General features: G+C 72.0%; 14 protein-coding genes, 2 tRNA genes and 1 riboswitch (1 of these 17 only partly in view). Of the genes, 9 read left to right on the forward strand and 7 right to left on the reverse strand.

The genetic code is table 11. The features are described from left to right. Positions 1-65 precede the first annotated feature (65 nt). From OG709_RS19290 to OG709_RS19315, 6 genes are all read left to right on the forward strand, one after another. A tRNA-Lys gene (locus OG709_RS19290) sits at positions 66-138 on the forward strand. Between the two features lie 399 nt (positions 139-537). Next, positions 538-819 (forward strand): hypothetical protein, encoded by a 282-nt coding sequence (locus OG709_RS19295; protein ID WP_266641665.1) that lies wholly within the window; start codon positions 538-540, stop codon positions 817-819. 399 nt (positions 820-1218) lie between these two features. Next, positions 1219-1292: transfer RNA gene (locus tag OG709_RS19300), tRNA-Met, on the forward strand. Between the two features lie 169 nt (positions 1293-1461). Next, complete coding sequence (locus OG709_RS19305) at positions 1462-2610, forward strand: PP2C family protein-serine/threonine phosphatase (protein WP_323136615.1); 1149 nt, start codon at positions 1462-1464, stop codon at positions 2608-2610. 215 nt (positions 2611-2825) lie between these two features. After that, positions 2826-2967: riboswitch (cyclic di-AMP (ydaO/yuaA leader) on the forward strand. An 11-nt stretch (positions 2968-2978) separates the two neighbouring features. Next, on the forward strand, positions 2979-4049 hold the full coding sequence (locus OG709_RS19310) for a M23 family metallopeptidase (RefSeq protein ID WP_250306252.1): 1071 nt from the start codon (positions 2979-2981) through the stop codon (positions 4047-4049). A 143-nt stretch (positions 4050-4192) separates the two neighbouring features. Beyond that, a complete protein-coding gene (locus OG709_RS19315; RefSeq protein ID WP_326694328.1) occupies positions 4193-5137 on the forward strand; it encodes an aldo/keto reductase in 945 nt (314 codons plus the stop codon). A 49-nt stretch (positions 5138-5186) separates the two neighbouring features. Here the strand turns inward: OG709_RS19315 and OG709_RS19320 are convergent, their stop codons facing one another. The 4 genes from OG709_RS19320 to OG709_RS19335 form a co-directional block, all read right to left on the reverse strand. Beyond that, the gene (locus OG709_RS19320; RefSeq protein ID WP_443068545.1) at positions 5187-6818 is read right to left on the reverse strand and encodes a PrsW family glutamic-type intramembrane protease; all 1632 of its coding nucleotides are present in this window, start codon (positions 6816-6818) and stop codon (positions 5187-5189) included. Between the two features lie 148 nt (positions 6819-6966). Next, positions 6967-7767, reverse strand: a complete 801-nt coding sequence (trmB, locus tag OG709_RS19325; RefSeq protein WP_329169149.1) for a tRNA (guanosine(46)-N7)-methyltransferase TrmB — start codon at positions 7765-7767, stop codon at positions 6967-6969. A gap of 212 nt (positions 7768-7979) precedes the next feature. Further along, complete coding sequence (gene lhgO, locus OG709_RS19330; RefSeq protein ID WP_250306250.1) at positions 7980-9269, reverse strand: L-2-hydroxyglutarate oxidase; 1290 nt, start codon at positions 9267-9269, stop codon at positions 7980-7982. An 82-nt stretch (positions 9270-9351) separates the two neighbouring features. Next, the gene (locus OG709_RS19335; protein ID WP_250306249.1) at positions 9352-10773 is read right to left on the reverse strand and encodes an MFS transporter; all 1422 of its coding nucleotides are present in this window, start codon (positions 10771-10773) and stop codon (positions 9352-9354) included. Positions 10774-11344: 571 nt separating this feature from the next. Between OG709_RS19335 and OG709_RS19340 the strand changes: the two genes are divergently transcribed. Then, a complete protein-coding gene (locus OG709_RS19340; protein WP_250306248.1) occupies positions 11345-13426 on the forward strand; it encodes an asparagine synthase-related protein in 2082 nt (693 codons plus the stop codon). A 155-nt stretch (positions 13427-13581) separates the two neighbouring features. On the opposite strand, the gene OG709_RS19345 is transcribed toward OG709_RS19340, so the two are convergent. Further along, positions 13582-15468 (reverse strand): sigma-70 family RNA polymerase sigma factor, encoded by a 1887-nt coding sequence (locus tag OG709_RS19345; RefSeq protein WP_266641662.1) that lies wholly within the window; start codon positions 15466-15468, stop codon positions 13582-13584. A 202-nt stretch (positions 15469-15670) separates the two neighbouring features. Beyond that, positions 15671-16423: a TetR/AcrR family transcriptional regulator gene (locus OG709_RS19350; protein WP_250306246.1), complete on the reverse strand. Its 753-nt coding sequence runs from the start codon at positions 16421-16423 to the stop codon at positions 15671-15673. A 330-nt stretch (positions 16424-16753) separates the two neighbouring features. On the opposite strand from OG709_RS19350, the gene OG709_RS19355 reads away from it, so the two are divergent. Both OG709_RS19355 and OG709_RS19360 read left to right on the forward strand, forming a co-directional pair. Then, positions 16754-18130, forward strand: coding sequence for an NAD(P)/FAD-dependent oxidoreductase (locus OG709_RS19355; protein ID WP_250306245.1), 1377 nt, complete (start codon positions 16754-16756; stop codon positions 18128-18130). Positions 18131-18320: 190 nt separating this feature from the next. Then, complete coding sequence (locus OG709_RS19360) at positions 18321-19997, forward strand: ATP-binding SpoIIE family protein phosphatase (RefSeq protein WP_250306243.1); 1677 nt, start codon at positions 18321-18323, stop codon at positions 19995-19997. Positions 19998-20050: 53 nt separating this feature from the next. Here OG709_RS19360 and OG709_RS19365 read toward each other — a convergent pair whose 3' ends face one another. Next, positions 20051-20486, reverse strand: the end of a protein-coding gene (locus tag OG709_RS19365) for an MFS transporter (RefSeq protein ID WP_250306364.1). Its footprint extends 830 nt past the window's final position; the window shows 436 of its 1266 coding nt (coding positions 831-1266); the start codon falls outside the window, past its right edge; the stop codon is at positions 20051-20053.

Raw genomic sequence — 20486 nt, forward strand, 5'->3', positions numbered from 1 at the left:
CCGGGAACGGATACCCGATCGGCTGCCCGCCTCGCTCCCGCTATGCTCGTGGGGTGCGCAAGCACGGACCGTTAGCTCAATTGGCAGAGCAGTGGACTTTTAATCCATTGGTTGTGGGTTCGAGTCCCACACGGTCTACCGGCTGCATCACCTTCGGAACCCTCGTTGACCAGCGTCAACGGGGGTTCCGTCGTTTCCGGGACCTGCTCGGCGGTGCAATCCGTGTACGTACACAGCCGTGCCGACCGAACCTGAAGGCGGCTTCAGGCTGCTTCAGGCCGGCTTCAGGATGGTTCCGGCACGGTGGAACCCATCGGCACCCGCCGGGCCGGAAGGCTCACGGGACTTGAGCCTTTCAAGTGGCCCTCTTGACCTCCCGTTTACGCTGAGCCCAATCGTGGTCACAGCCTGGAACCGGTCGGTTGCCGTCGATGACGGGCGGCCGGGTGCAGGACGAAGGCCTCATGAGTCCGGGGCTTTCGGGACGGGCTCGGAGCCCCGGTGCCGCCGGAATCCAACTGATCGCCAGGAGAAGTCATGAGCATCGCAACGTGTACCCAGACGGAGAACAGCGAACTGTCGGAGAACGCAGGGCAGTTCGAGCTGCACGCCGTGTCGATCGCCCCCGAGGTGATAGCGAATCTCGCCGAGGTGAGGGTGCCGACCCCGCGGTCCGTCCTCCTCGGCTGGGTGGAGGTGCCTCCCGGCGACCCCCGTGGGGCGACCGGTCACGCCCTCTATCTCACTCCGGCCGGCTATGCCTACCGGGTCACGACCTACCTCGGTGGCCGTCGCGCCAACGGTGCGAACGCCGGCTGAGACCGGCCACACGGGGGACGGGTCTCGGATGCCGATCATCCGGTGCGGTACCCGCGCCGGGGCCAACTCCCGGGCCGGCCGCAGCCGGACGGTCTCCAGGTCCTCGCAGTCGCCGTCGGGGCGCTCGGCGATGTGCACCCGGTACAGCTACAGCTCGGCGCGCTGCTCGTTGTCGACCGCGACACCGATCCGGTCGAGGAGGTGGCGCAGCACGGCACGGCCGGAAGGGCGGCCGATCAGGGTGGACCGCTCGCGGCGGAAGCGCGCGGGCAGCGCCGTCGCCCTCCTCGCCCCGGACGACGCGGCCCGGATCCCTGGCGATGTCCCGTCCCGGTGGGGAAGCGGCGCCGGTAAATGGTTCGAGGCGCCCCGCGCATGCCGTAGAGTTGTATCTACCGACGCGGGGTGGAGCAGCTCGGTAGCTCGCTGGGCTCATAACCCAGAGGTCGCAGGTTCAAATCCTGTCCCCGCTACTTGTGAACGAAGGCCCGGCACATCATGTGCCGGGCCTTCGGGCGTTTCCGCCCCCGTGCTGCGCTCCCCCACTTGGCCGTGGCCGAATCGCCGACCGGCACGGCTGCGGCCAGCCTGGGAGGAGCGCGGTACCGTCCGCCGCGGTACGGACCGGGCAGGAGACCACTGGTGGGGCAGCGAGAAAGCAGGGGCAGAGCGCGCCGGTTCCTCCGGGTGCTGCCCGCCGTGCTGATCGTCGGCGGGGTGCTCTTCGATGTGCTGACCCCGCCGACCTTCACCGCCGCCCCGTTCTTCGCCGCCGCTCCGGTGATGGCCGCCCCGTTCTTCTCGTTCCGGGGCACGCTGGTGACCGGGGTGATCGCGGTCGCGGGCATCGCGGGGCTGCGCGCGACCAACGGCACCGAGACCACCGGAACATCCATCACCGAGCAGGTCACCGTCGTCACGGTGGCTGCCATCGCCCTCCTCATCAACCGGGTCATCCAGCGCAGCGGCGAGCAGCTGGCGTCGGCGCGGGTCGTCGCCGAGACCGCCCAGCGGGCTGTGCTGCCGGTGCCCTCCGAGCGGATCGGCGGGCTGCACATCGCGGCCCGGTACGAGGCGGCGCAGGCCGGGACCTTCATCGGCGGGGACCTCTTCGCCGTACAGGACACGCCGTACGGGGTCCGGCTGGTGGTGGGTGACGTCCGGGGCAAGGGACTGGGTGCGGTCGAGGCCGTGGCCGTGGTGATCGGCGCGTTCCGGGAGGCCGCCGAGCAGGAGGCCACGATCGAGGAGGTCGCCCAGCGCCTGGAGCGCGCGCTGACCCGCGAAGGGGTGCGCCGGGAGGGGCTCGACGCCTTCGAAGGGTTCACCACGGCGGCGCTCGCCGAGATCCCGCGTGGCCGGCAGGACCTGATCCGGCTGCTGAACCGGGGCCACCCCGAGCCGCTGCTGCTGTACGTGGACGGCAGCCTCGACGTACTCGCGCCGGGCGACCCCGCGCTGCCGCTGGGACTGTCGGATCTGGCGGCCTGGCCGGACCGGGCGGACGAGTCGCCGTTCCCGCCGGGGGCCACGCTGCTGATGTACACCGACGGGCTCTCCGAGGCGCGGAACACCGAGGGGGTCTTCTACGACCCGCAGGAGCGGCTGCGCGGCCGGGTCTTCCCCGGGCCCGAGGAGCTGCTGACGGCGCTGTCCGACGACGTACGGCTGCACACGGGCGGGCACTCCACGGACGACATGGCGCTGCTCGCGGTGGAGCGTCCGATGGAGGGGCAGCCGGACCGGCGGCGGATGATGGGGATCGTGCGAGCTGCCGGACACAATCCGTAGTCGGCGTACTCCACTCCGCATAACATTTGACGCACGGTCAGAATTTCGATGTTTCCTGAGGGGGGATCAAGTCACCCCGATCTGCCCGGCTCTGTCCCGGTTAACGGAGGCCAAAGCCGTTAACGATCAGTGGGAACAGCTTGGAATCCGGTACCCGCGTCTATTAACGTTCGATAACGCAGCGCGGTCGTCCCAGTCGTCGCAAGAGGCGGCACCGTGCGCACGCGCCGAATCCCGCAAGGGAACCGGGGAACCACCAATTGGGGTGAATCGGGCCGCTTCGTGAGGGGCTGCCCGTAGGAGACCTTCCTGCTCCGAACCCGTCAGCTAACCCGGTAGGCGGTAAGGAAGGAAAGGAGTGCGCCTCCGTGGCGTCCAACAACCCTGCCCCCGAAACGCTGTACTTCCCGAATGACGATGCTCTCGGGTTCGGTGGTGACGACGGCGGGACCTTCGACGAATGGAACCCCACCGAGGATTCCGTCCGGCCGGTCCGCGGCAAGCACCGGGTGGCGAAGCAGCGCAACGGTCTCGCCCGCAGCTCGACGGTTCTCGGCGTCGGCGTGATCGCGGCGGTCGGCGCGGGCGGCATGGCCAGCGCGCAGAGCAAGCCGCCGGTCTCGATATCCCTCCCCGACCTCCCGCAGTCCGTCAAGGACAAGCTCCCGGAGGCCGAGTCGCTGCCCGGCGTGGGTGCGCTGATCTCCGACCTCGGCGGCCACTCGTCGGACAACGGCGGCGACTCGTCGGACAACGGCGGTACGGCCACCGTCACCCACGCGTCGCTCGTCACCGGCAAGGGCGGCGCCGATGCCGGTGAAGCGCTCCGCGCACGCATCCTCCAGCAGGCCGAACAGCAGCAGGGCGCGGCCGAGGACGAGGCCAAGGCGGCAGCCGAGAAGGCAGCCGCGGAGAAGGCTGCGGCCGAGGCCGCGAAGAAGCAGGAAGAGGCGGACGCCAAGGAGAAGGCCGCCAAGAAGAAGGCCGAGGCGGAGGCCAAGGCCAAGGCCGAGAAGGAACGGCTCGCGAAGCTGGCCGCCAGTTACTCGCTCCCCGTCTCCTCGTACACCCTCACCTCGCGCTTCGGTGACGGCGGCTCGATGTGGTCCTCCGGTCACCACACCGGCCTCGACTTCGCGGCCCCCACCGGCACCCCGATCAAGGCTGTCCACAGCGGCACGGTCAAGTCGGCGGGCTGGGCCGGGTCGTACGGCTACCGCACGGTCATCACGCTCGACGACGGTACCGAGCTGTGGTTCTGCCACCAGTCCTCGATGTCCGTCAGTGCCGGCCAGAAGGTCAGCACCGGCGAGGTCATCGGTCGCGTCGGCGCCACCGGCAATGTCACCGGCCCGCATGTGCACCTCGAGGTCCGCCCCGGCGGCGGCGACCCGATCGACCCGATGACCTGGCTCGCGAGCAAGGGCCTGCACGCCTGACGGCACCCGCGACCCCGGCAGCCCTGGCGATACACCCCCCCGACGCCAGGGCTGCCGGCTTCGGTGTGCGGGACCCGGGTGCTGTGCACGGGCAGCGCCGTCCCGGCGGAATAGTGCGGCCCCGGCGGGCGGTTGATCAACGTATGGCTTCTCTACGTGAACTCGGCTCGTCCGGCATCCAGGTGTTCCCGCTCGCCCTCGGCGGCAATGTCTTCGGCTGGAGCGCCGACGAGGCGCAGTCCTTCGACGTGCTCGACGCCTATGCGGCGGCGGGCGGCAACTTCGTCGACACCGCGGACGCCTACTCCGCGTGGGTGCCGGGCAACGAGGGCGGCGAGTCCGAGACCATCATCGGCAACTGGCTGGCCGCGCGCGGGAACCGCTCCGAGGTCGTCGTCGCCACCAAGGTCGGTGCGCACCCGCAGTACAAGGGGCTCGCCCCCGCGAACATCAAGGCTGCGGCCGAGGAGTCGCTGCGCCGTCTGCGCACCGACCACATCGACCTCTACTACACCCACTTCGACGACCCGGCCGTCCCGGTCGAGGAGATCATCACCGCCCTCGACCAGCTGGTGAAGGACGGCAAGGTGCGCGCCATCGCCGCCTCCAACATCACGCCCGAGCGTCTCGAAGCCTCGCTGGCCTTCTCGGAGGCGGAGGGCCTGGCCCGGTACGTCGCCCTCCAGCCGCACTACAACCTGGTCTCCCGCGACACCTACGAGGGCGGGCTCCAGGACACCGCCGCCCGCCACGGCCTGGCCGCCGTGCCGTACTTCGCGCTGGCGTCCGGCTTCCTCACCGGCAAGTACCGGCCCGGTACGGAGGTCGACAGCGTGCGGGTGGAGAAGGCGGGCCAGCACCTCGGGACCGAGCGGGGGATCAAGGTCCTGGCCGCGCTGGACAAGGTCGCGGCGGCGCACGAGGCCGAGCTCGCGACCGTCGCGCTGGCCTGGCTGGCCGCGCGGCCGACCGTCGCCGCGCCGATCGCGTCGGCCCGTACGGTCGAGCAGCTGCCCGCGCTGACCGCGGTGGCCGAACTGGAGCTCACCGAGGCCGAGTTGGCGGAGCTGACGGCGGCCTCCGCCTGACTCCGGTAGTCGGCTGAGCCCGTCGGCTGCAGCCGGTCGGTGCTGCCGGTCAGCGCTGGTACGGGTGGTGGCTGCCGTAGTACGGATACGGCGGCGCCACCCGTACCCGGCCCGTCGCCCGCGCCGCGTACAGCAGCGCGGGCCCGGCTATCTCCTTGCGCTGCCAGAGGTGGTGCAGCAGCTCCTGCTCGCGTGCCTCGAAGTCCGGGCCCACCGCCCCGCGCCGGGCCCGGTGCCGCAGAAAGGCCAGGGTGGTCGCGAACGCCTCGTACTCGGACACGGCCCGGGACGCGGCCCTGGCCCGCGCCTTCGCAACGGCGGACGGCTGCGGTCGTACGTACGGGTAGTAGGGGCTCGGGGGCGATGGAGGGTGCGCGGGGTCCGCGTACGGCACCAGGCTCGGGTGGGGCGCCGGGTTCGCGTACGGCACGGGGTCCGCGTAGGGCGCCGGGCTCGGAGTGGCGTACGGGGTCGGCTGCGCGTACGGGGCCGGTTGAACGTACGAAGACGGCTGGGCGTACGGGTTCGGCTGGCCGTAGGGACTTGCTTGGCCGTACGGATTCGGCTGGGCGTTGAGGTGCTGGCCCCGGGGGTCGGTACCCGCCGCGCCCGTTCGTGCCGCGAAGCCGCGCGCCATCGCGCGCGCCCGCATCGACGAGAGCGCGAGGGGTTCCTCCGGCGCCAGCCAGCCCGCCGCGGCGTACGCGGGCAGCTCCGTCGATATCGTGCGCAGCTCCCGCTGCCGGGTCCAGATCGCCAGCCAGGTGACCACCCCGAAGACCGGCACCATGAACACGCCGTAGACCAGGTAGAAGCCGTAGGTGCCGAAGACCGACGAGCTGTTCCACAGGGCGTGCATTCCCATGGCGCAGACCAGGCCGAGCAGCGGCGGTGCGTATCTGCGCAGCCGTCTGCGCCCGGTGGCGAGCGCCGAGAGCCCGAAGCCGATGCCGGTCAGTACCGTGAACAGCGGGTGTGCGAAGGGCGCCACGACGACCCGGACGAAGAACGTCGCCGCGGTCACCGAGGGCACACCGGAGAAGCCCATGGACTTGTCCTCGCCGAAGGCGCTGCCCAGATAGAGGATGTTCTCGGTGAAGGCGAAGCCGGTCGCGGTGAAGCCCGCGAAGACCACACCGTCGACGAGTCCGGTGAAGTGCCGTCTTCGGAAGAGGAAGATCAGCAGAACCGCCGCTGCCTTCGCGCTCTCCTCGACGACCGGCGCCACCACGGTCGCTCCGAGGGTGTCCGCGCTGCTGGGGTCGGCGGTGGCGGTCGCGATCCAGTGGGTCGCGAAGGAGTTCGCGATGATCGCGACGAGCGCGGCGGCGCACGCCCCCCAGGCGAACGCGAAGAGCAGATTGCTCCAGGGGCCCGGATCGACCCGGTCCAGCCAGCGGAAGGCGGCCATCAGCAGCGGCACCGGCAGCACGGCCAGGCCGAGGCCGACCAGAAAGCCTTCGGTGCCGGTCTGTTCGCGTACCAGCGAGAGGATCAACAGGCCGCAGAGGGCGAGGAGCACGATCACCGCGGAGGCACGCAGCGCCTTGCTGCGCCAGAAGTCCTTGCGCGGCTTGTAACGCCAGTGCGCACGCGGCGGCACGGCATCGAAGCGCGGCTGCTCCTCGTAGGCCGGAACCACCGGATGGATCGCCCCGGGCGGCGAGCTCGACTCGTACACCCCATTGACCCTAACGAGCGGCACTGACAACTGCGATGCCGCAGGGGATATCCGTTCTGCCTCACCCGCACCGGTGTTCATCCGCACCGGTTCATCCGCGACGGTTCACCGCACCTGCTCGTCCGCGACGGTGTTCGTCCGCGACGGCTCAACTCTTCCGGGCGCCGCGGCGGAACAGCAGGTCGTGCACGACATGGCCCTTTTCGAGCCCCTGCCCCTCGAACCGGGTCAGCGGCCGGAAAGCGGGCCTCGGCGCATAGCCGCCGTCCGCCTCGGTGTTCTCGAACGCGGGGTGCGCGGTGAGCACGTCCAGCATCTGCTCGGCATACGGCTCCCAGTCGGTCGCACAGTGCAGTACGGCGCCGGGAGCGAGCCGGGTAGCGGCCAGGTCAAGGAACTCGGGCTGGATCAGCCGCCGTTTGTGGTGGCGGCTCTTGGGCCACGGGTCGGGGAAGTACACCCGCAGTCCGGCGAGCGCGTCGGGCTCCAGCATCTCGCGGAGCAGGATGATCGCGTCGCCGTTGGCCACCCGGATGTTGGACAGGCCGTCCCGTTCCGCGAGACGGAGCAGATTGCCCTGACCAGGGGTGTGCACATCGGTGGCGAGGATTCCGGTGGCCGGGTCGGCGGCGGCCATCTGCGCGGTCGCCTCACCCATCCCGAAGCCGATCTCCAGTACGACGGGAAGTCCGTCGAACATCGCACCGAGGTCGAGGATCTCCCGGCCGTCGATGTCCAGGCCCCACTTCGGCCACAACCGTTGCAGGGCATCGCCCTGTCCGGTCGTGACCCGGCTGCGGCGGGGCTGGAAGCTACGGATCCGGCGCTCGTGGTGCGAGCCCGCCGGGTCGGCGGCGGGTCCGCCCGGGAAGCGCGGCTCACCCTTGGCGCGGCGGGGCGCTGAGGGCTCTGCGGCGGGTGCCGGGGAGGACTCGGGGCTGGGGTTCAGGAGATCGGACACAGTGCTTTCAAGTCTACGATCCCCGGCGACCGGTCGGTCCGGTCCCGCTACGGTCCTGGTCCGGCCCGTCCCGGCAGCGCCGCGTCGGGCCCGGACCGGCCCCGCTCAGGTCCCGTTGCGGCAGCGCCGCGTCAGGCCCCCGACCGGGGCGCACCGCCCCCGTCAGGCCTGCCCGCCCCCTCCGTCAGGCCCGGCCGTCGTCAGGCCCGGACCCCCACCGAGGCCAGCGCCCGCCGGGCGACCTCGCGGCCGATCGGCAGTGCGGCCGTCGCGGCCGGTGACGGCGCGTTCAGCACATGGACCGTGCGCGGCGACTCCCGGATCAGGAAGTCGTCGACCAGCGTGCCGTCCCTGAGCACCGCCTGTGCCCGCACCCCGGCGGGCGCCCGGCGCAGATCCCGCTCCTCGACGGACGGCAGCAGCCGCCGCACCGCCTCGGTGAACGCCCGCTTCGACAGCGAGCGGTGCAGCTCGCCCGCCCCGTACCGCCAGTGCCGCCGGGCTATCCGCCAGGAGCCGGGCCAGGCGAGCGTGGTGCCCAGCTCGCCGGGGCGCACGGTCCCCCAGCCGTACCCCTCGCGGGCCAGCGCCGGTACCGCGTTCGGACCGACGTGCACACCGCCGTCGACTCCCCGCGTCAGATGGACGCCGAGGAAAGGGAAGGCGGGGTCGGGCACCGGGTAGACCAGACCGCGCACCAGACCGGGGCGGGCCAGCGTGTAGTACTCCCCGCGGAAGGGCACGATCCGCATGCCCGGGTCGTCGCCCGCGAGCCGGGCGATCCGGTCGCAGTGCAGCCCCGCGCAGTTCACCAGGGCCCGGGCCCGGACGACCGAACCGTCCGCCGTGGCGACCGCGACGCCTTCCGGGCGCCGGGAGATCCGCACCACCTCGGCGCCGCAGCGGATGTCCGCGCCGGACAGCTCCGCGAGCCGGGCGGCCACCGCCCCGTAGTCCGCGATCCCCGTGGTGGCGACCCGGATCGCGGCCAGGCCCCGGACCTCGGGTTCGTACTCGGCGATCTGTGCGGGACCCAGCTCCCGCACCGGAATGCCGTTCTCCCTGCCGCGCTGGGCCAGGGCGTGCAACCGGGGCAGCTCTTCCCGCCCGGTGGCGACGATCAGTTTGCCGGTCACCTCGTGGGGCAGGGACTGCTCCGCGCAGAACTCCGTCATCTCGGCCGCGCCGCGCACCGCGAACCGGGCCTTCAGTGAGCCCGGTCGGTAGTAGATCCCGCTATGGATCACGCCGCTGTTCCGGCCGGTCTGGTGGCGGGCGGTGCGCTGCTCCTTCTCCAGGACCACCACCCGGGTGCCCGGCGCGGACCGGGTCAGCGCATAGGCCGTCGACAGGCCCACGATCCCGCCCCCGACGACGAGCACATCGCAGTCGAAGCCGCCGCTGTACGCACCGCTGCCGCCGCGGCCGGACCCCGTCCCGCGGTCGTATCCGCCGCTGCCGCCGCGGCCGTGGCTGTTCGCGAAAGACATCGCACCTCCTCCCACCCCGATAGTGCACTGGCCCACTGACAATGCCCGCAAACCAAGGGGGAGGCCCCTTCTGCTTCTCCAGCTACGCGGGCGCCACCAGAAGCGGCCGGGCCCGCTCCCGTAACTCCACGACTCTCGGCTCGTCGCCGTACGGCTCCAGCCGGTGCAGCAGATCCCGTACGTACTCCGTGGTGCGCGCCGAGGAGATCCGCCCGGCCACCTCCACCGCCCGGGTGCCCGCGGCGCACGCCGCGTCGAGGTTGCCCGACTCCAGCTCCGCCACCGCGCTGACCACCAGGCGCAGCCCGTGCGAGCGCACGAACTCCTCCGTCGGCTTCGACAGGGCCTGTTCGGTGAAGCGCCGCACCTGACGCGGGGCCTTCAGGTCGTGGTAGCACTCGGCGGCATCCGCCGCGAACCGGTCGTACGAGTAGAAACCCAGCCAGGACGGATCCGCGTCGCCGTCACGTGAGCGTTCGAGCCAGCCCTCCGCCGCCCGCAGGGCCGCGCCGGCCGCCGAGGAGTCACCGGCGCGCGCGTGCGCCCGTGCTTCCACAAGTCTGAAGAAGCTCATCGTGCGGGCCGTCGCGAGGCCGCGGTTGCGCTCCACGGCCGCCTGCGCGAGATCCACCCCCTCGTCGCCGAAGCCGCGGTAGACCGCCTGCAAGGACATCGAGGCGAGGACATATCCCCCCAGGGGGACGTCCGCGGCGGCGCGGGCGAGCCGCAGCGCCTGGATGTAGTAGCGCTGCGCCGCCTCCTGCTGGCCCGTGTCGAACGCCATCCACCCGGCGAGACGGGTCAGTTCGGCGGTCGCCCCGAAGAGCCCGCGGCCGACCTCGTCGCTGTACGAACCGAGCAGCAGCGGGGCGGCGTCCACCCGCAGACACTCCGGCACCATCGATGAACGCCAGTCCCCGCCGCCGTACTTGGAGTCCCAGCGCCGGGCGTCCTCGGCCGCTTCCCGTAACTTCGTCACATCGCTGTGGCCCACGCGCAGGGCCGTCGGGTCCGCCAGTTCCTCCGTGCCGCGCTCCACCGAGGAATCGGCGGGTGTTATCAGCCACCGTGACGCAGGTGTCGCATATGCCGTGACCGCGAACGATCCGGCGAGCGACTGCCAGATCCCGCCACTTCCGGCGCGCCGGCCGGCCAGGTCGAGACGGTAGAGATCGGTCGCCGACACCACCGCCGCGTTCACGTCCCGGTGGAAGGCGAGCCCGACCTCGGGGGCCGGATCCGCGTCCGCGAGACCGATTTCGTGCAGCGGGACGGGCCGGCCCAGCTTGGCGCCGATCGCCGCCGCGATCAGATGGGGCGCGGCGCCCTGGGGCACCATGCCCTTGGAGACCCACCTGGCCACGGAGGTTTTGTCGTAGCGAAGTGTCAGGCCGCGCTGGGCGCCGAGGTCGTTGACCCGTCGCGCCAGTCCGGCATTGCTGATTCCCGCTAAGGCGAGAACGGTGCCGAGTTTGTCGTTCGGCCCGCGTAGCTCCCTGGACATGCGCCACCCCTCGACACACAGACGGCCGCCACGTCGCGGCAACCTCTCCTGTCCGGGATGCCGTGCGGGGCGTTCGTAAACCCAGCGTAGTTCGCCGCATCCCTACCGTTAAGGGGTGATGTTCCGGATGGCGGGATTGTTTGCCCGTGCCGAGCGCCCGGAGCCGCCACTCGTGCTCCTGGCGTGTGGCCGTGCGCCCGGCCGTGCGCTCTGGCCCGGCCCTCCCCCGAGGTCTTCCATGTGGAGTGCGTGGGTCGGCCTGCTGCCAGAATCCAGCGGGCTGGGGGACACCGCCGCCTCAATCCCCGCGGGCGGCGGGCCGGTCCGGGAGGCGTACCGCGTCTCCCGGACCGCAGTGCCGGGTCGGTTCGCCCGTCTTCCCGGGCCACCGTTGCCCGTTCGCCAGAATGGCCGAATGTCGCCCCTCGTGGCGCATGGTCACATGGCTTTTGCCGGGGGCGCATTCGCTTTTGGGTGCGCGCTTCCGTACTCCCTCCTGTACGCCGTTGTCATGGCAGCATGGACCTGAACGTCCCGGACGTTCAGTTGTCCACAGCCTGTGGAGGCGGCGATGCGGTGGTTGGTGGGGTGGAGCAGTATTGCCGCGAGCTTCGGCACGGCCGGTTCGGTGGGCGGCACCGGTGAGGACCGCACCGTTCATCCCGTCGGATCCCAGCTCCTCTGGGGTGACCCCGACCCCCTCTGGGCGGTCGGCGACTGGCGGCCCGACGAGGTGCGGGTCATCACCGTCGACCCCTTCACCCGCCTTGCGGTACTGGGCTGTTGTGCCGCCACCGACGAGGAACTGCGGGTCGGGCTCTTCGCCGCACGCGGCGGCGCCCTGCGTCATCTCACCGCCTGGCCGGGCAGTTACACGGTCGTCGTGCAGTCCGGCCGCCGGATCACCGTGGTCGGCGACCTGGCAGGCGCCCGGCCGGTCTTCCACACCCCCTGGGCCAACGGCACGGCCTACGCCACCGCCGCCCTCCCGCTCGCCGACCTCATCGAAGCCCAGCTGGACATCGGGCACCTGGCCGCGCTGCTCGCCTGCCCCGACGTCCCCGAGGCGCTGCGCGACTCCACGCCGTACGCGGGCGTCCGGCGCATCCCGCCCGGCCACGCGCTGATCCTGCGCGAGGGTTCCCGGGAGATCACCGGATACGAACAGGTCGCCTCGCTCGCGGTGGCCGCCGCCCAGGTCGACCCGGACCGTGCGGTGGACGGGGTACGGAACGCGCTGGTCGAAGCCGTACGCGCCCGGCTCACCGCACCACGCCATGCCCCCGGGACCCTGCCGCCCGACCCCGGCCCGGTCCCCGGCATGGGCCCGGCCGACCGGCGCGCGGCCCGGGGAGCGCCCGCCCCCGCCCCCGGTATCGGCGCCGACCTCTCCGGGGGCAGCGCGTCCGCCACCCTCACCCTGCTCGCCGCCGGACTGCCAGGGGTTCCCGGCACCGTCCTCGGCCACGGCACGGGCGCCGGGGAGCGTCTCCTCGCCGTCACCTTCAACGACCTCTCCGCCCGCGGTCTCGAACCCGAACTGGAACGGGCCGGAGCCATCGCGGCCAACCCCCGGCTGCACCACGTGGTCGTCACCGCCGGTGAAGAGGCCCTGCCGTACGCAGATCTGGAGTCGGGCCCGCTGACCGACGAGCCCGGCCCCTCGCTGATCACCGCGGAGCGCCACCGCCGTCGGCTCGCCGCGGGCAGCGCCGACCACTTCGTGGGCGACGGCGCACGCCAGGTGCTCGACGCGCATCCGGCGCGCCTGGCGGACCTGTTGATGGACCGCCGCAGACGCCATCTCGTCCGGCCGGTCGCAGCCCTGGCGAAGGCGGACGGCTCGGCCCTCATCCCGCTCACCGTCTACCGCGCGGCGCGCAAACTGGCCCGTACCCCCTACCGGATGGGCATCGAGACCGCAGCGGCCCGGCTCCGCGACCGCGACTTCCTCCTCACCACGGAGGGCTCCACCCTGGACGCGTCGCTGGCCGCGCTCACCTGGTCCCGGCCCGGCCCCGCGGCCCGCTGGCTGACCGGCGAGGCACTCGCCGAAGTGTCCGTACGCCTCCAGGAGTCGGCGCTGCGCCCCACCTCGGTGCAGCGCCCGGGGGAGGCCCGCGCCCGAGCAGCACTGGCCCGGTACGCGGCGGACCACCGGGTCTTCGAACAGGCGGCGGAGGTACGCAGCCAGCGACTGCACGCCCCGTTCCTCGACAACCAGGTCGTCCGGGCGGCCCGCTCCCTGCCCGAATCACTGCGGGTCCAGCCGGGGGCACGGGCCGCGATCCTCCGTACGGTACTGGCGGGCGCGGGCATCCACGATCTGCCGCACGGCTGGGGCGCACCCTCCCACTCCACGGCGAAAGCCACTTTCCACCAGGGGCTGCGCTCCTCCCTGGACACGCTGCTCGCCCTCTTCGACGCGCCGCTGCTGGCGGACGCGGGCCTGATCGAGGCGCGGGTGGTGCGCAAGGCGCTGCGGGCGGCGGCGCAGGGCGAGCGGCTGCCGCTCGACGGGCTCGCCGACCTGGTCTCCACGGAGCTGTGGCTCCGCAGGCTGCTGTCCCGGCGCGGCACGTGCTGGACGGGAACGGCGGCACCGAAACAGCGGGCGGTGGCGGGCGGAGTGGTACCGAGGCGCAGCCTGTGACGGGGTGCGGTCCCTGACGGGGGGCGGTCTGTGACGGGCACAGTGGGCAACCGGGTCCGAACCGTCACCGGAGGCCGGCCGTCACCAGAACCCGAACCGTCTCCGGAGACCGGCCGCCGCCAGAACCCGAACCGTCTCCGGAGACCGGCCGGCCCTCACCGGCAACTGATCTGTGACTGCGCCCAGTCGGCGGGCACCACCGAGCCGAACGCACCCGCCCGCTCGACCACCAGCCGTACCGTCCGACGGCCCGAGATCCCGACCCGCACCGGCACCGCGGGATCCCCGCCGTGCACCACGGGCGAACTCCACAGCAGCGCGTCGTCCCCGTACACCGAGAACCGGACCGCGCCGAGCCCCATCGCCATGGTGTCCACCCCGGCCAGTGCCTCATAGCTGGTGCACTGGCGGTTGAGCTCGATGGTCACGCTGGAGGGAGCGCGCACCGTGATGCCGTGGTCGTAGGAGGCGTCACCGATCGACAGACTCTGCCGCTGCCACACCGGAGTGCTGTCCCGGAGGCTCAACTCGGGCGCGGTGTGGTCGCCGACGAGTGAGTACGCAAGGGTGTTGACCTGGTAGACGGCGGGCGCGGGCGGCGGAGTCGGCGTGGGCGTCGGTGTCGGGGTGGGCCTGGGCGTCGGCTTCGGCGGCGGAGTCGGCCGGGGCGGTGCAGGAGGCTTCGGCTCGGCCTTCGGCGGCGCCGGACGGGGCGTCGGCTTCGGGGTGGGCCGGGGCTCGGGCGCCGGGGGAGGCGGCGGCTTCGGCCTGGGGGACGGGGGCGTGGGTGCGGGCGGTACCACGGGCTGCGCCACCGGAGGCGCCGCGTGCGGCTTCGGCGGGGGAGCGTCGCTGCCCGACAGGGCGAACGCGAGCCCGGCCGCCGCCGCGACCACGACACCCGCGGCGATCCCTGCCTTGGCCGGGACACCCAGCCCCTCGGCCGCGGCGGCCCCACCGCCCGCGGAACTCCCGCCCGCTGCCGCGGCGGCGCCTGCTCCGGTGGCTCCCGCCAGACCGCCCGCGGCGATCCCGGCGGCCTTGAGCGCGTACCCACCGGCGAACCAGCCGATGACGGCGATCGGCACCAGTCCGGGAATCCCCGAGTTGACGTCCTTGAGTTCGCCTGCAGCTAGGCGGCACTTGGCGCACTCCTCCAGATGCTTCCGCAACCCCCGCTCGGCCCGCATCCGCAGCCCGCCCCGTGCGTAGGCGCCCAACCGGTCGGCGTACTGGGCGCAGTCCCCGCCCGCGGTGAGCGCCTGGCTCACATGGGCCTGGAGATACGCCTGCTTGAGCCCTTCGCGGGCCCTGCTGGCCAGTACGGCGGTGGCGTTGGCGGTCAGCCCGAACAGCGGCGCGACGTCGCTCGGTGACTCCTTCTCGACGGTGGTGTGCCAGAGCACCGCCTGCCAGCGCTCCGGCAGCGAACGGAACGCCTCCATGGCCAGCGACTGCTCGGCGATCTGCATGGCCCGCACGTCGGCGCCCAGGTCCAGCGTGTCCTGGTCGGACACCTCCGAGGACGCGGACCTGGCGGCCTGGTCGGCGAAGAGCGCGAAGTCCTCGACCAGTTGCTCCCGCTTGGCGGTCTTCGTCCACGCCGCCGCCACCCGCCGCACGGAGGTCAGGAGGTACGCCCTGACCGCCTGCTCCGGCCCGGCCCCGCCCCGTACCGCCTGGAGCGTGCGCGCGAACACCTCGGCGGTCAGATCGTCGGCGGTGTGCGCGTCACGGCAGCAGGTACGGGCGTAGCGGCGGACCGCTTCGGAGTGCCTGCGGAACAGCTCGGCGTAAGCACTGTCCTCGCCGTCCCGCATCTGCTGGATCAGATCGGCGTCGGACGGTGGCAGATCGAGCGAGCGGGGTGGCGGGAGAACGCTGCTCCCGCTGCCCTCGCGCTGCTGCGGCACGCTGGTGGACCACTCGTCAGTGGACCACTCGTCATCGGACGGACCACCCTGCTCGGGCACCTGGCCGGGCACCTGCTGCGCAGACCCGCCTGTCTCGCCGAGCGGCTCGTCCCGCCGTTCAACGCTCATCGCGGAAAGCTCCCGTACGCCTCGGACCAGAACACCGGCCAAGACTGACACAGAGCAGTGCACAATCAGCTGCCCGGATCCGGCAACCACTCATCCGGGGAGTCTTCCCGAATCCGAGCACTAACCTTCATCCGTTAGGGGAAGGCTCAACAAGTTGTCCAGGCCCGGCCGTTGACCTCCGACCGAGCACCCGGACCGCACGTCACGCAGGCCGCGACCGCAACCCCTCCAGCAGAATGTCCAGCAACCGCGAGGACGCCGCCGCCTGCTGCGCCGCATCAGGCAGTGTCGGCGCCGCCGTGGCTATCACCAGCAGCACATCCGCCACCGTGACATCGCCCCGCAACTCACCCGCGTGACGGGCCCGGTCCACCAGCTGCCCCACGACCTCCAGCAACTCGGCGGCCCCGGCGTCGAGATCAGCAGCGAGCCCGTACCCCGGCTGCGCATCGGGTCCCCCGGGCGCCGACCGCTGCTGCGGCACACGCGTCCCGTCCGGGACGAAGCCGTCCAGTAAACCGGCTTCGGCGTCCACCACCCCGACCCGCAGTACCTGCGGCGGCAGCAGCCGGCCGGCACCCGAGGCCACCGAGGTCCGCAGGAAACGCGAGAGCGCCGACCACGGCTCCTCCTCCTGCCCGAGTGCCGTACGCGCCTGGTCCGTCAGCCGCGCCGTCTCCTGCGCGGCTATCCGCTGCACCAGCACGTCCTTGCTCGGGAAGCGCCGGTAGACCGTACCGACCCCGACCCTCGCCCGGCGCGCGACATCCTCCATCGGCGCCCCGTACCCCAGCTCGCCGAACACCTCGCGGGCGGCCCGCAGTACGTGCTCCAGATTCCGCTGCGCGTCCACCCGAAGAGGCACGGGACGCGTGACCGTGTCCGTCCCCGCCGCCGATCGGCCGTTGCTCCCGGACGGCGCAGAAGGCTGCCAATGAGCGTCCTGAATATGCATAAGCGTTCCCCCGGTAATGATGTCTCCCCCCGGAGACTCCCCGCCTGGCCGTCGGGGACAGGACCTGACCTGACGCCCCGACAAGCTACGAACATAGTTGAGCAAGGGGCGATTCAGAAGGGGGTAGTTCCGCACGGAGCGCCCCCCCGATCGGAGTATGGAGCGGAAGTCTCCCTATTCCGCCCCCGCGCCCCCTTCCCGCCCCACCCGCTGACCTGCGGCCCTTCCGTTCGCGAGGAGGAACCGTCCGCTCCGCCGCGCCGGTGTTCTCCAGTCACACAATTTGCCGGGCCTGTGGACAAAGTCGATCGACCGTAGCCTCATGGGACAGTGACTGCTCCCATTTCCCGGGGGACGACCCCCGGCCCCCGGACCGGCCCGCGCATTCTCGTCGTCGGCGGCGGCTATGTCGGTCTGTACACCGCGCTGCACCTCCAGCGGAAGCTGAAGGCCGGCGAGGCGGAGATCACCGTGGTCACGCCCGACCCCTATATGACGTATCAGCCGTTCCTCCCCGAAGCAGCCGCCGGATCCCTCTCGCCCCGGCATGTCGTCGTCCCCCTCCGACGGGTGCTCGACCGGTGCCGCATCGTCATCGGCGAGGCCACCGCCATCAGTCACGCCAAGCGCACCGCGACCGTCACCACCCTCGCGGGCCCCGAGGACGGCACCGGCGCGGTCGAGATCGAGTACGACGAACTCGTGCTGGCCCCGGGCTCCGTGTCGCGCACCCTCCCGATCCCCGGCCTCGACCGCTACGGCATCGGCTTCAAGAGCATCGAAGAGGCCATCGGCCTGCGCAACCACGTCATCGAGCAGCTGGACATCGCCTCCTCGACCCGCGACCCGGCCGTCCGAGACGCCGCCCTCACCTTCGTCTTCGTCGGCGGCGGGTACGCGGGCGTCGAAGCCCTCGCGGAGCTGGAGGACATGGCCCGGTACGCCGCCCGCTCCTACCACAACGTCGACCGCGACGACATGAACTGGATCCTCGTGGAGGCCTCGGGCCGCATCCTCCCTGAAGTCGGCGACGAGATGGGTACGTACGCGATCCGGGAACTGCGCAAGCGCAACATCGACGTACGCCTCGAAACCCGCCTGGACAGCTGCGACCACCGGATCGCCGTACTGAGCGACGGAGCCCGCTTCCCGAACCGGACCCTCGTCTGGACCGCGGGCGTCAAACCCCACCCGGTCCTCGCCGCCAGCGACCTCCCGCTGAACGCACGCGGCCGGCTCGTCTGTACGGCCCAACTCGCCGTCGAGGGAAGCGAGCACGCCTGGGCCGCGGGCGACGCCGCAGCCGTCCCCGACCTCACGTCCGACGAGCCCGGCAAGGAGACCGCGCCCAACGCACAGCACGCCGTACGCCAGGCCAAGGTCCTCGCCGAGAACATCCTCGCCTCGATGCACGGCAGGCCGCTCAGGAACTACGCGCACAAATACGCCGGTTCGGTCGCCTCACTCGGCCTGCACAAAGGCGTCGCGCATGTCTACGGACGGAAGCTGAAGGGCTACCCTGCCTGGTTCATGCACCGCGCGTACCACCTCAGCCGCATACCCACCTTCAACCGGAAGGCCAAGGTTCTCGCCGAGTGGACGCTTGCCGGGCTCTTCAAGCGCGAGATCGTTTCGCTCGGTTCGCTGGAGCATCCGCGGGCCGAATTCGAATGGGCCGCGAGCGGCGAGCGCCCGGAGCGGGACTGACGCCGACCGTCCCCCATGTGCCGGTCGCCCCAAGGCCCGACAGTGTTGTCGGTCACACCGGACGTGTGACCATAGGGGGGCTCAGACCCGTACAGAACGACCCGGATCCCCAGCCGGACGACCCGGCTCCCCGGCCGGGAGAGCAGCCGGTCCCAGCCGCCCAGTATCGACAAACGAGGCTTGAAAAGCAGTGAACTTCACGCGCTGGAGCGCCCGGCTCCCCGGTACACAGCGCCGCGCCGCCGCGCGGACCGACCGCAGTTCCGTGCCAGCAGCCCGCGGTGAGTCCGAAACCCCCCAGGAACCCGGCCAGGAGGGCGAGCCGCCCGCCGACCGGGCCCCCGTCCCGGCGCTCGACGAACTCTCCGCCCGGGAGGTCCTCGGCCAACTGCCCGCCCTCGTCGCCCTCGTGTACGGACCCGAGCACCGGATCGCGTACGTCAACGACGCCTACACCGAGGCGTTCGGCCCCCGCGCCACCGGCAGCGCGGCCACCGAAGTGATGCCGGAACTGGACGAGCTGGGTCTGTTCCCCCTGATGGACCAGGTCCTGCGCAGCGGCACCGCCCGCACGGTCAAGTCCCGCCGGGTACGGACCGGTCCGGGCGCGGGCTCGTACACCGTGACCTGCACCCCGGTGAAGCACCTTCAGGAGGACGGCGGGGTCCTGGTCTTCGCCGCCGACGTCTCCGACCACGCGGACGCGGCCGAGCGGCTGCGCACCAGTGAGCGCCGCCAGCGCGAGACCGCGGTCACCCTCCAACGTTCGCTGCTGCCCCAGGAGTTGGAACAGCCGGACGACCTGCGGATCGCCGCCACCTACCAGCCGGGCGGCACCGACGCCGCGGTCGGCGGCGACTGGTACGACGTGATCACCCTCGGGGCGGGACGCACGGCCCTGGTCATCGGGGACGTGATGGGCCGCGGGGTGCGCGCCGCCGCCGTCATGGGCCAGCTCCGCACCGCTGTCCGCGCCTACGCCCGCCTCGACCTCCCGCCGCACGAGATCCTGCAGCTCCTGGACGGCCTCGCCTCCGAGATCGATCCCAACCAGATCGCCACCTGCCTCTACGCGGTCCACGACCCCAACGAGGGTCGTCTGGTCTACGCGTCGGCCGGGCACCTCCCCGTCCTGGTCCGGGACGAGGACGGTACGGTCCGGCGGGCCGCCGATCCGACGGGCCCGCCGCTCGGCACCGGCGGCTACCAGCACACGTCGGACTCGATCGCGCTGCCCCCGGGATCGGCGGCGGTCCTCTACACCGACGGTCTGGTCGAGCGCCGGGGCGAGGACATCGACGAAGGCGTAGCCGCTCTGGAGCGCGCCCTGTCCGGCGCGTCCGGCGCTCCGCAGGTCGTCTGCGACCGGCTGATCCGCTCGCTGGGCGTCACCGCGGAACACGACGACGACGTCGCGATCCTCGTCGTCCAGCACCCCTCCCGTACGGGCCCGGCCGCCGAGCTCTTCCACAACGCGGCGCTCGACCTGCTGGGCGGGGTGGAAGCGGCCTCACGCGCGCGGGCCTTCGCCTCCGGAGTCCTGACGTCCTGGCGGTTCCCCGTGGAGCTGCACGACCTGGGGGTCCTGGCGGCCAGCGAACTCGTCGCCAACTCGCTCCAGCACGGCACCCCGCCGATGCGCCTCCGGCTGCGGCGCACCGACCGCCGGCTGATCATCGAGGTCACCGACGGCGACGATCACCTGCCGCGCCGCCGCCGCGCCGAGCCCGCGGACGAGGCGGGCCGCGGGATCTCCATCATCGCGACGATCGCCGCGTCCTGGGGCTCCCGTCGCACACCGGGCGGCGGCAAGGCGGTCTGGTGCGAGTTCGCGGTCCCGCGGGGGACCGAGGACCGGAACCGCTGAGCGGGAAACCGTCCGTGAACACGGAAGCGGCCCCCGCGGGGGCCGCGACCGCGTCAGTGAACCGCCGCCGGTTCCGGCACATGCGTGGCCACGACCCGCGACGCATGGGCGAGCGAGGGCTGGTCCTGTACGGGGCTGAGCCGCCGCCCCAGCCGGAGCGCCAGCACGGTGATCCCCAGGGAGAACACCACGAACGTCGCGATGTACGTCAGGTGCAGCGAGGCCCCCATCGGCCCGCCCACGGCCGGTCCGATAGCCAGCGCGAGCTGCTTGACCAGGGCGAACGCCGAGTTGTACTGACCGACCATCGAGCTGGGCGCCAGATCGGCGACCAGCGGGGCCACGGTCGGCGACAGCATCGACTCACCGAGCCCGAACAGCGCGTACGTCGAGATGAACGCCGCGGTCGCCATGGTCTGGCTGCCGTGCCCGAGTCCGGCGTACCCGGCGATCACCCAGGCGAAGGCCCAGACGAGCCCGACGGCGGCG

The sequence above is a fragment of the Streptomyces sp. NBC_01267 genome (assembly GCF_036241575.1).
GTDB lineage: Bacteria > Actinomycetota > Actinomycetes > Streptomycetales > Streptomycetaceae > Streptomyces.

Excerpts from the sequence above, each read along its gene's own strand:
- OG709_RS19345 (WP_266641662.1), bottom strand. The coding sequence starts at position 15,468 with ATGAGCGTTGAACGGCGGGACGAGCCGCTCGGCGAGACAGGCGGGTCT.
- OG709_RS19350 (WP_250306246.1), bottom strand. The coding sequence starts at position 16,423 with ATGCATATTCAGGACGCTCATTGGCAGCCTTCTGCGCCGTCCGGGAGC.
- OG709_RS19335 (WP_250306249.1), bottom strand. The coding sequence starts at position 10,773 with ATGTCCAGGGAGCTACGCGGGCCGAACGACAAACTCGGCACCGTTCTC.
- OG709_RS19315 (WP_326694328.1), top strand. The coding sequence starts at position 4,193 with ATGGCTTCTCTACGTGAACTCGGCTCGTCCGGCATCCAGGTGTTCCCG.
- OG709_RS19340 (WP_250306248.1), top strand. The coding sequence starts at position 11,345 with ATGCGGTGGTTGGTGGGGTGGAGCAGTATTGCCGCGAGCTTCGGCACG.
- OG709_RS19295 (WP_266641665.1), top strand. The coding sequence starts at position 538 with ATGAGCATCGCAACGTGTACCCAGACGGAGAACAGCGAACTGTCGGAG.
- lhgO (WP_250306250.1), bottom strand. The coding sequence starts at position 9,269 with ATGTCTTTCGCGAACAGCCACGGCCGCGGCGGCAGCGGCGGATACGAC.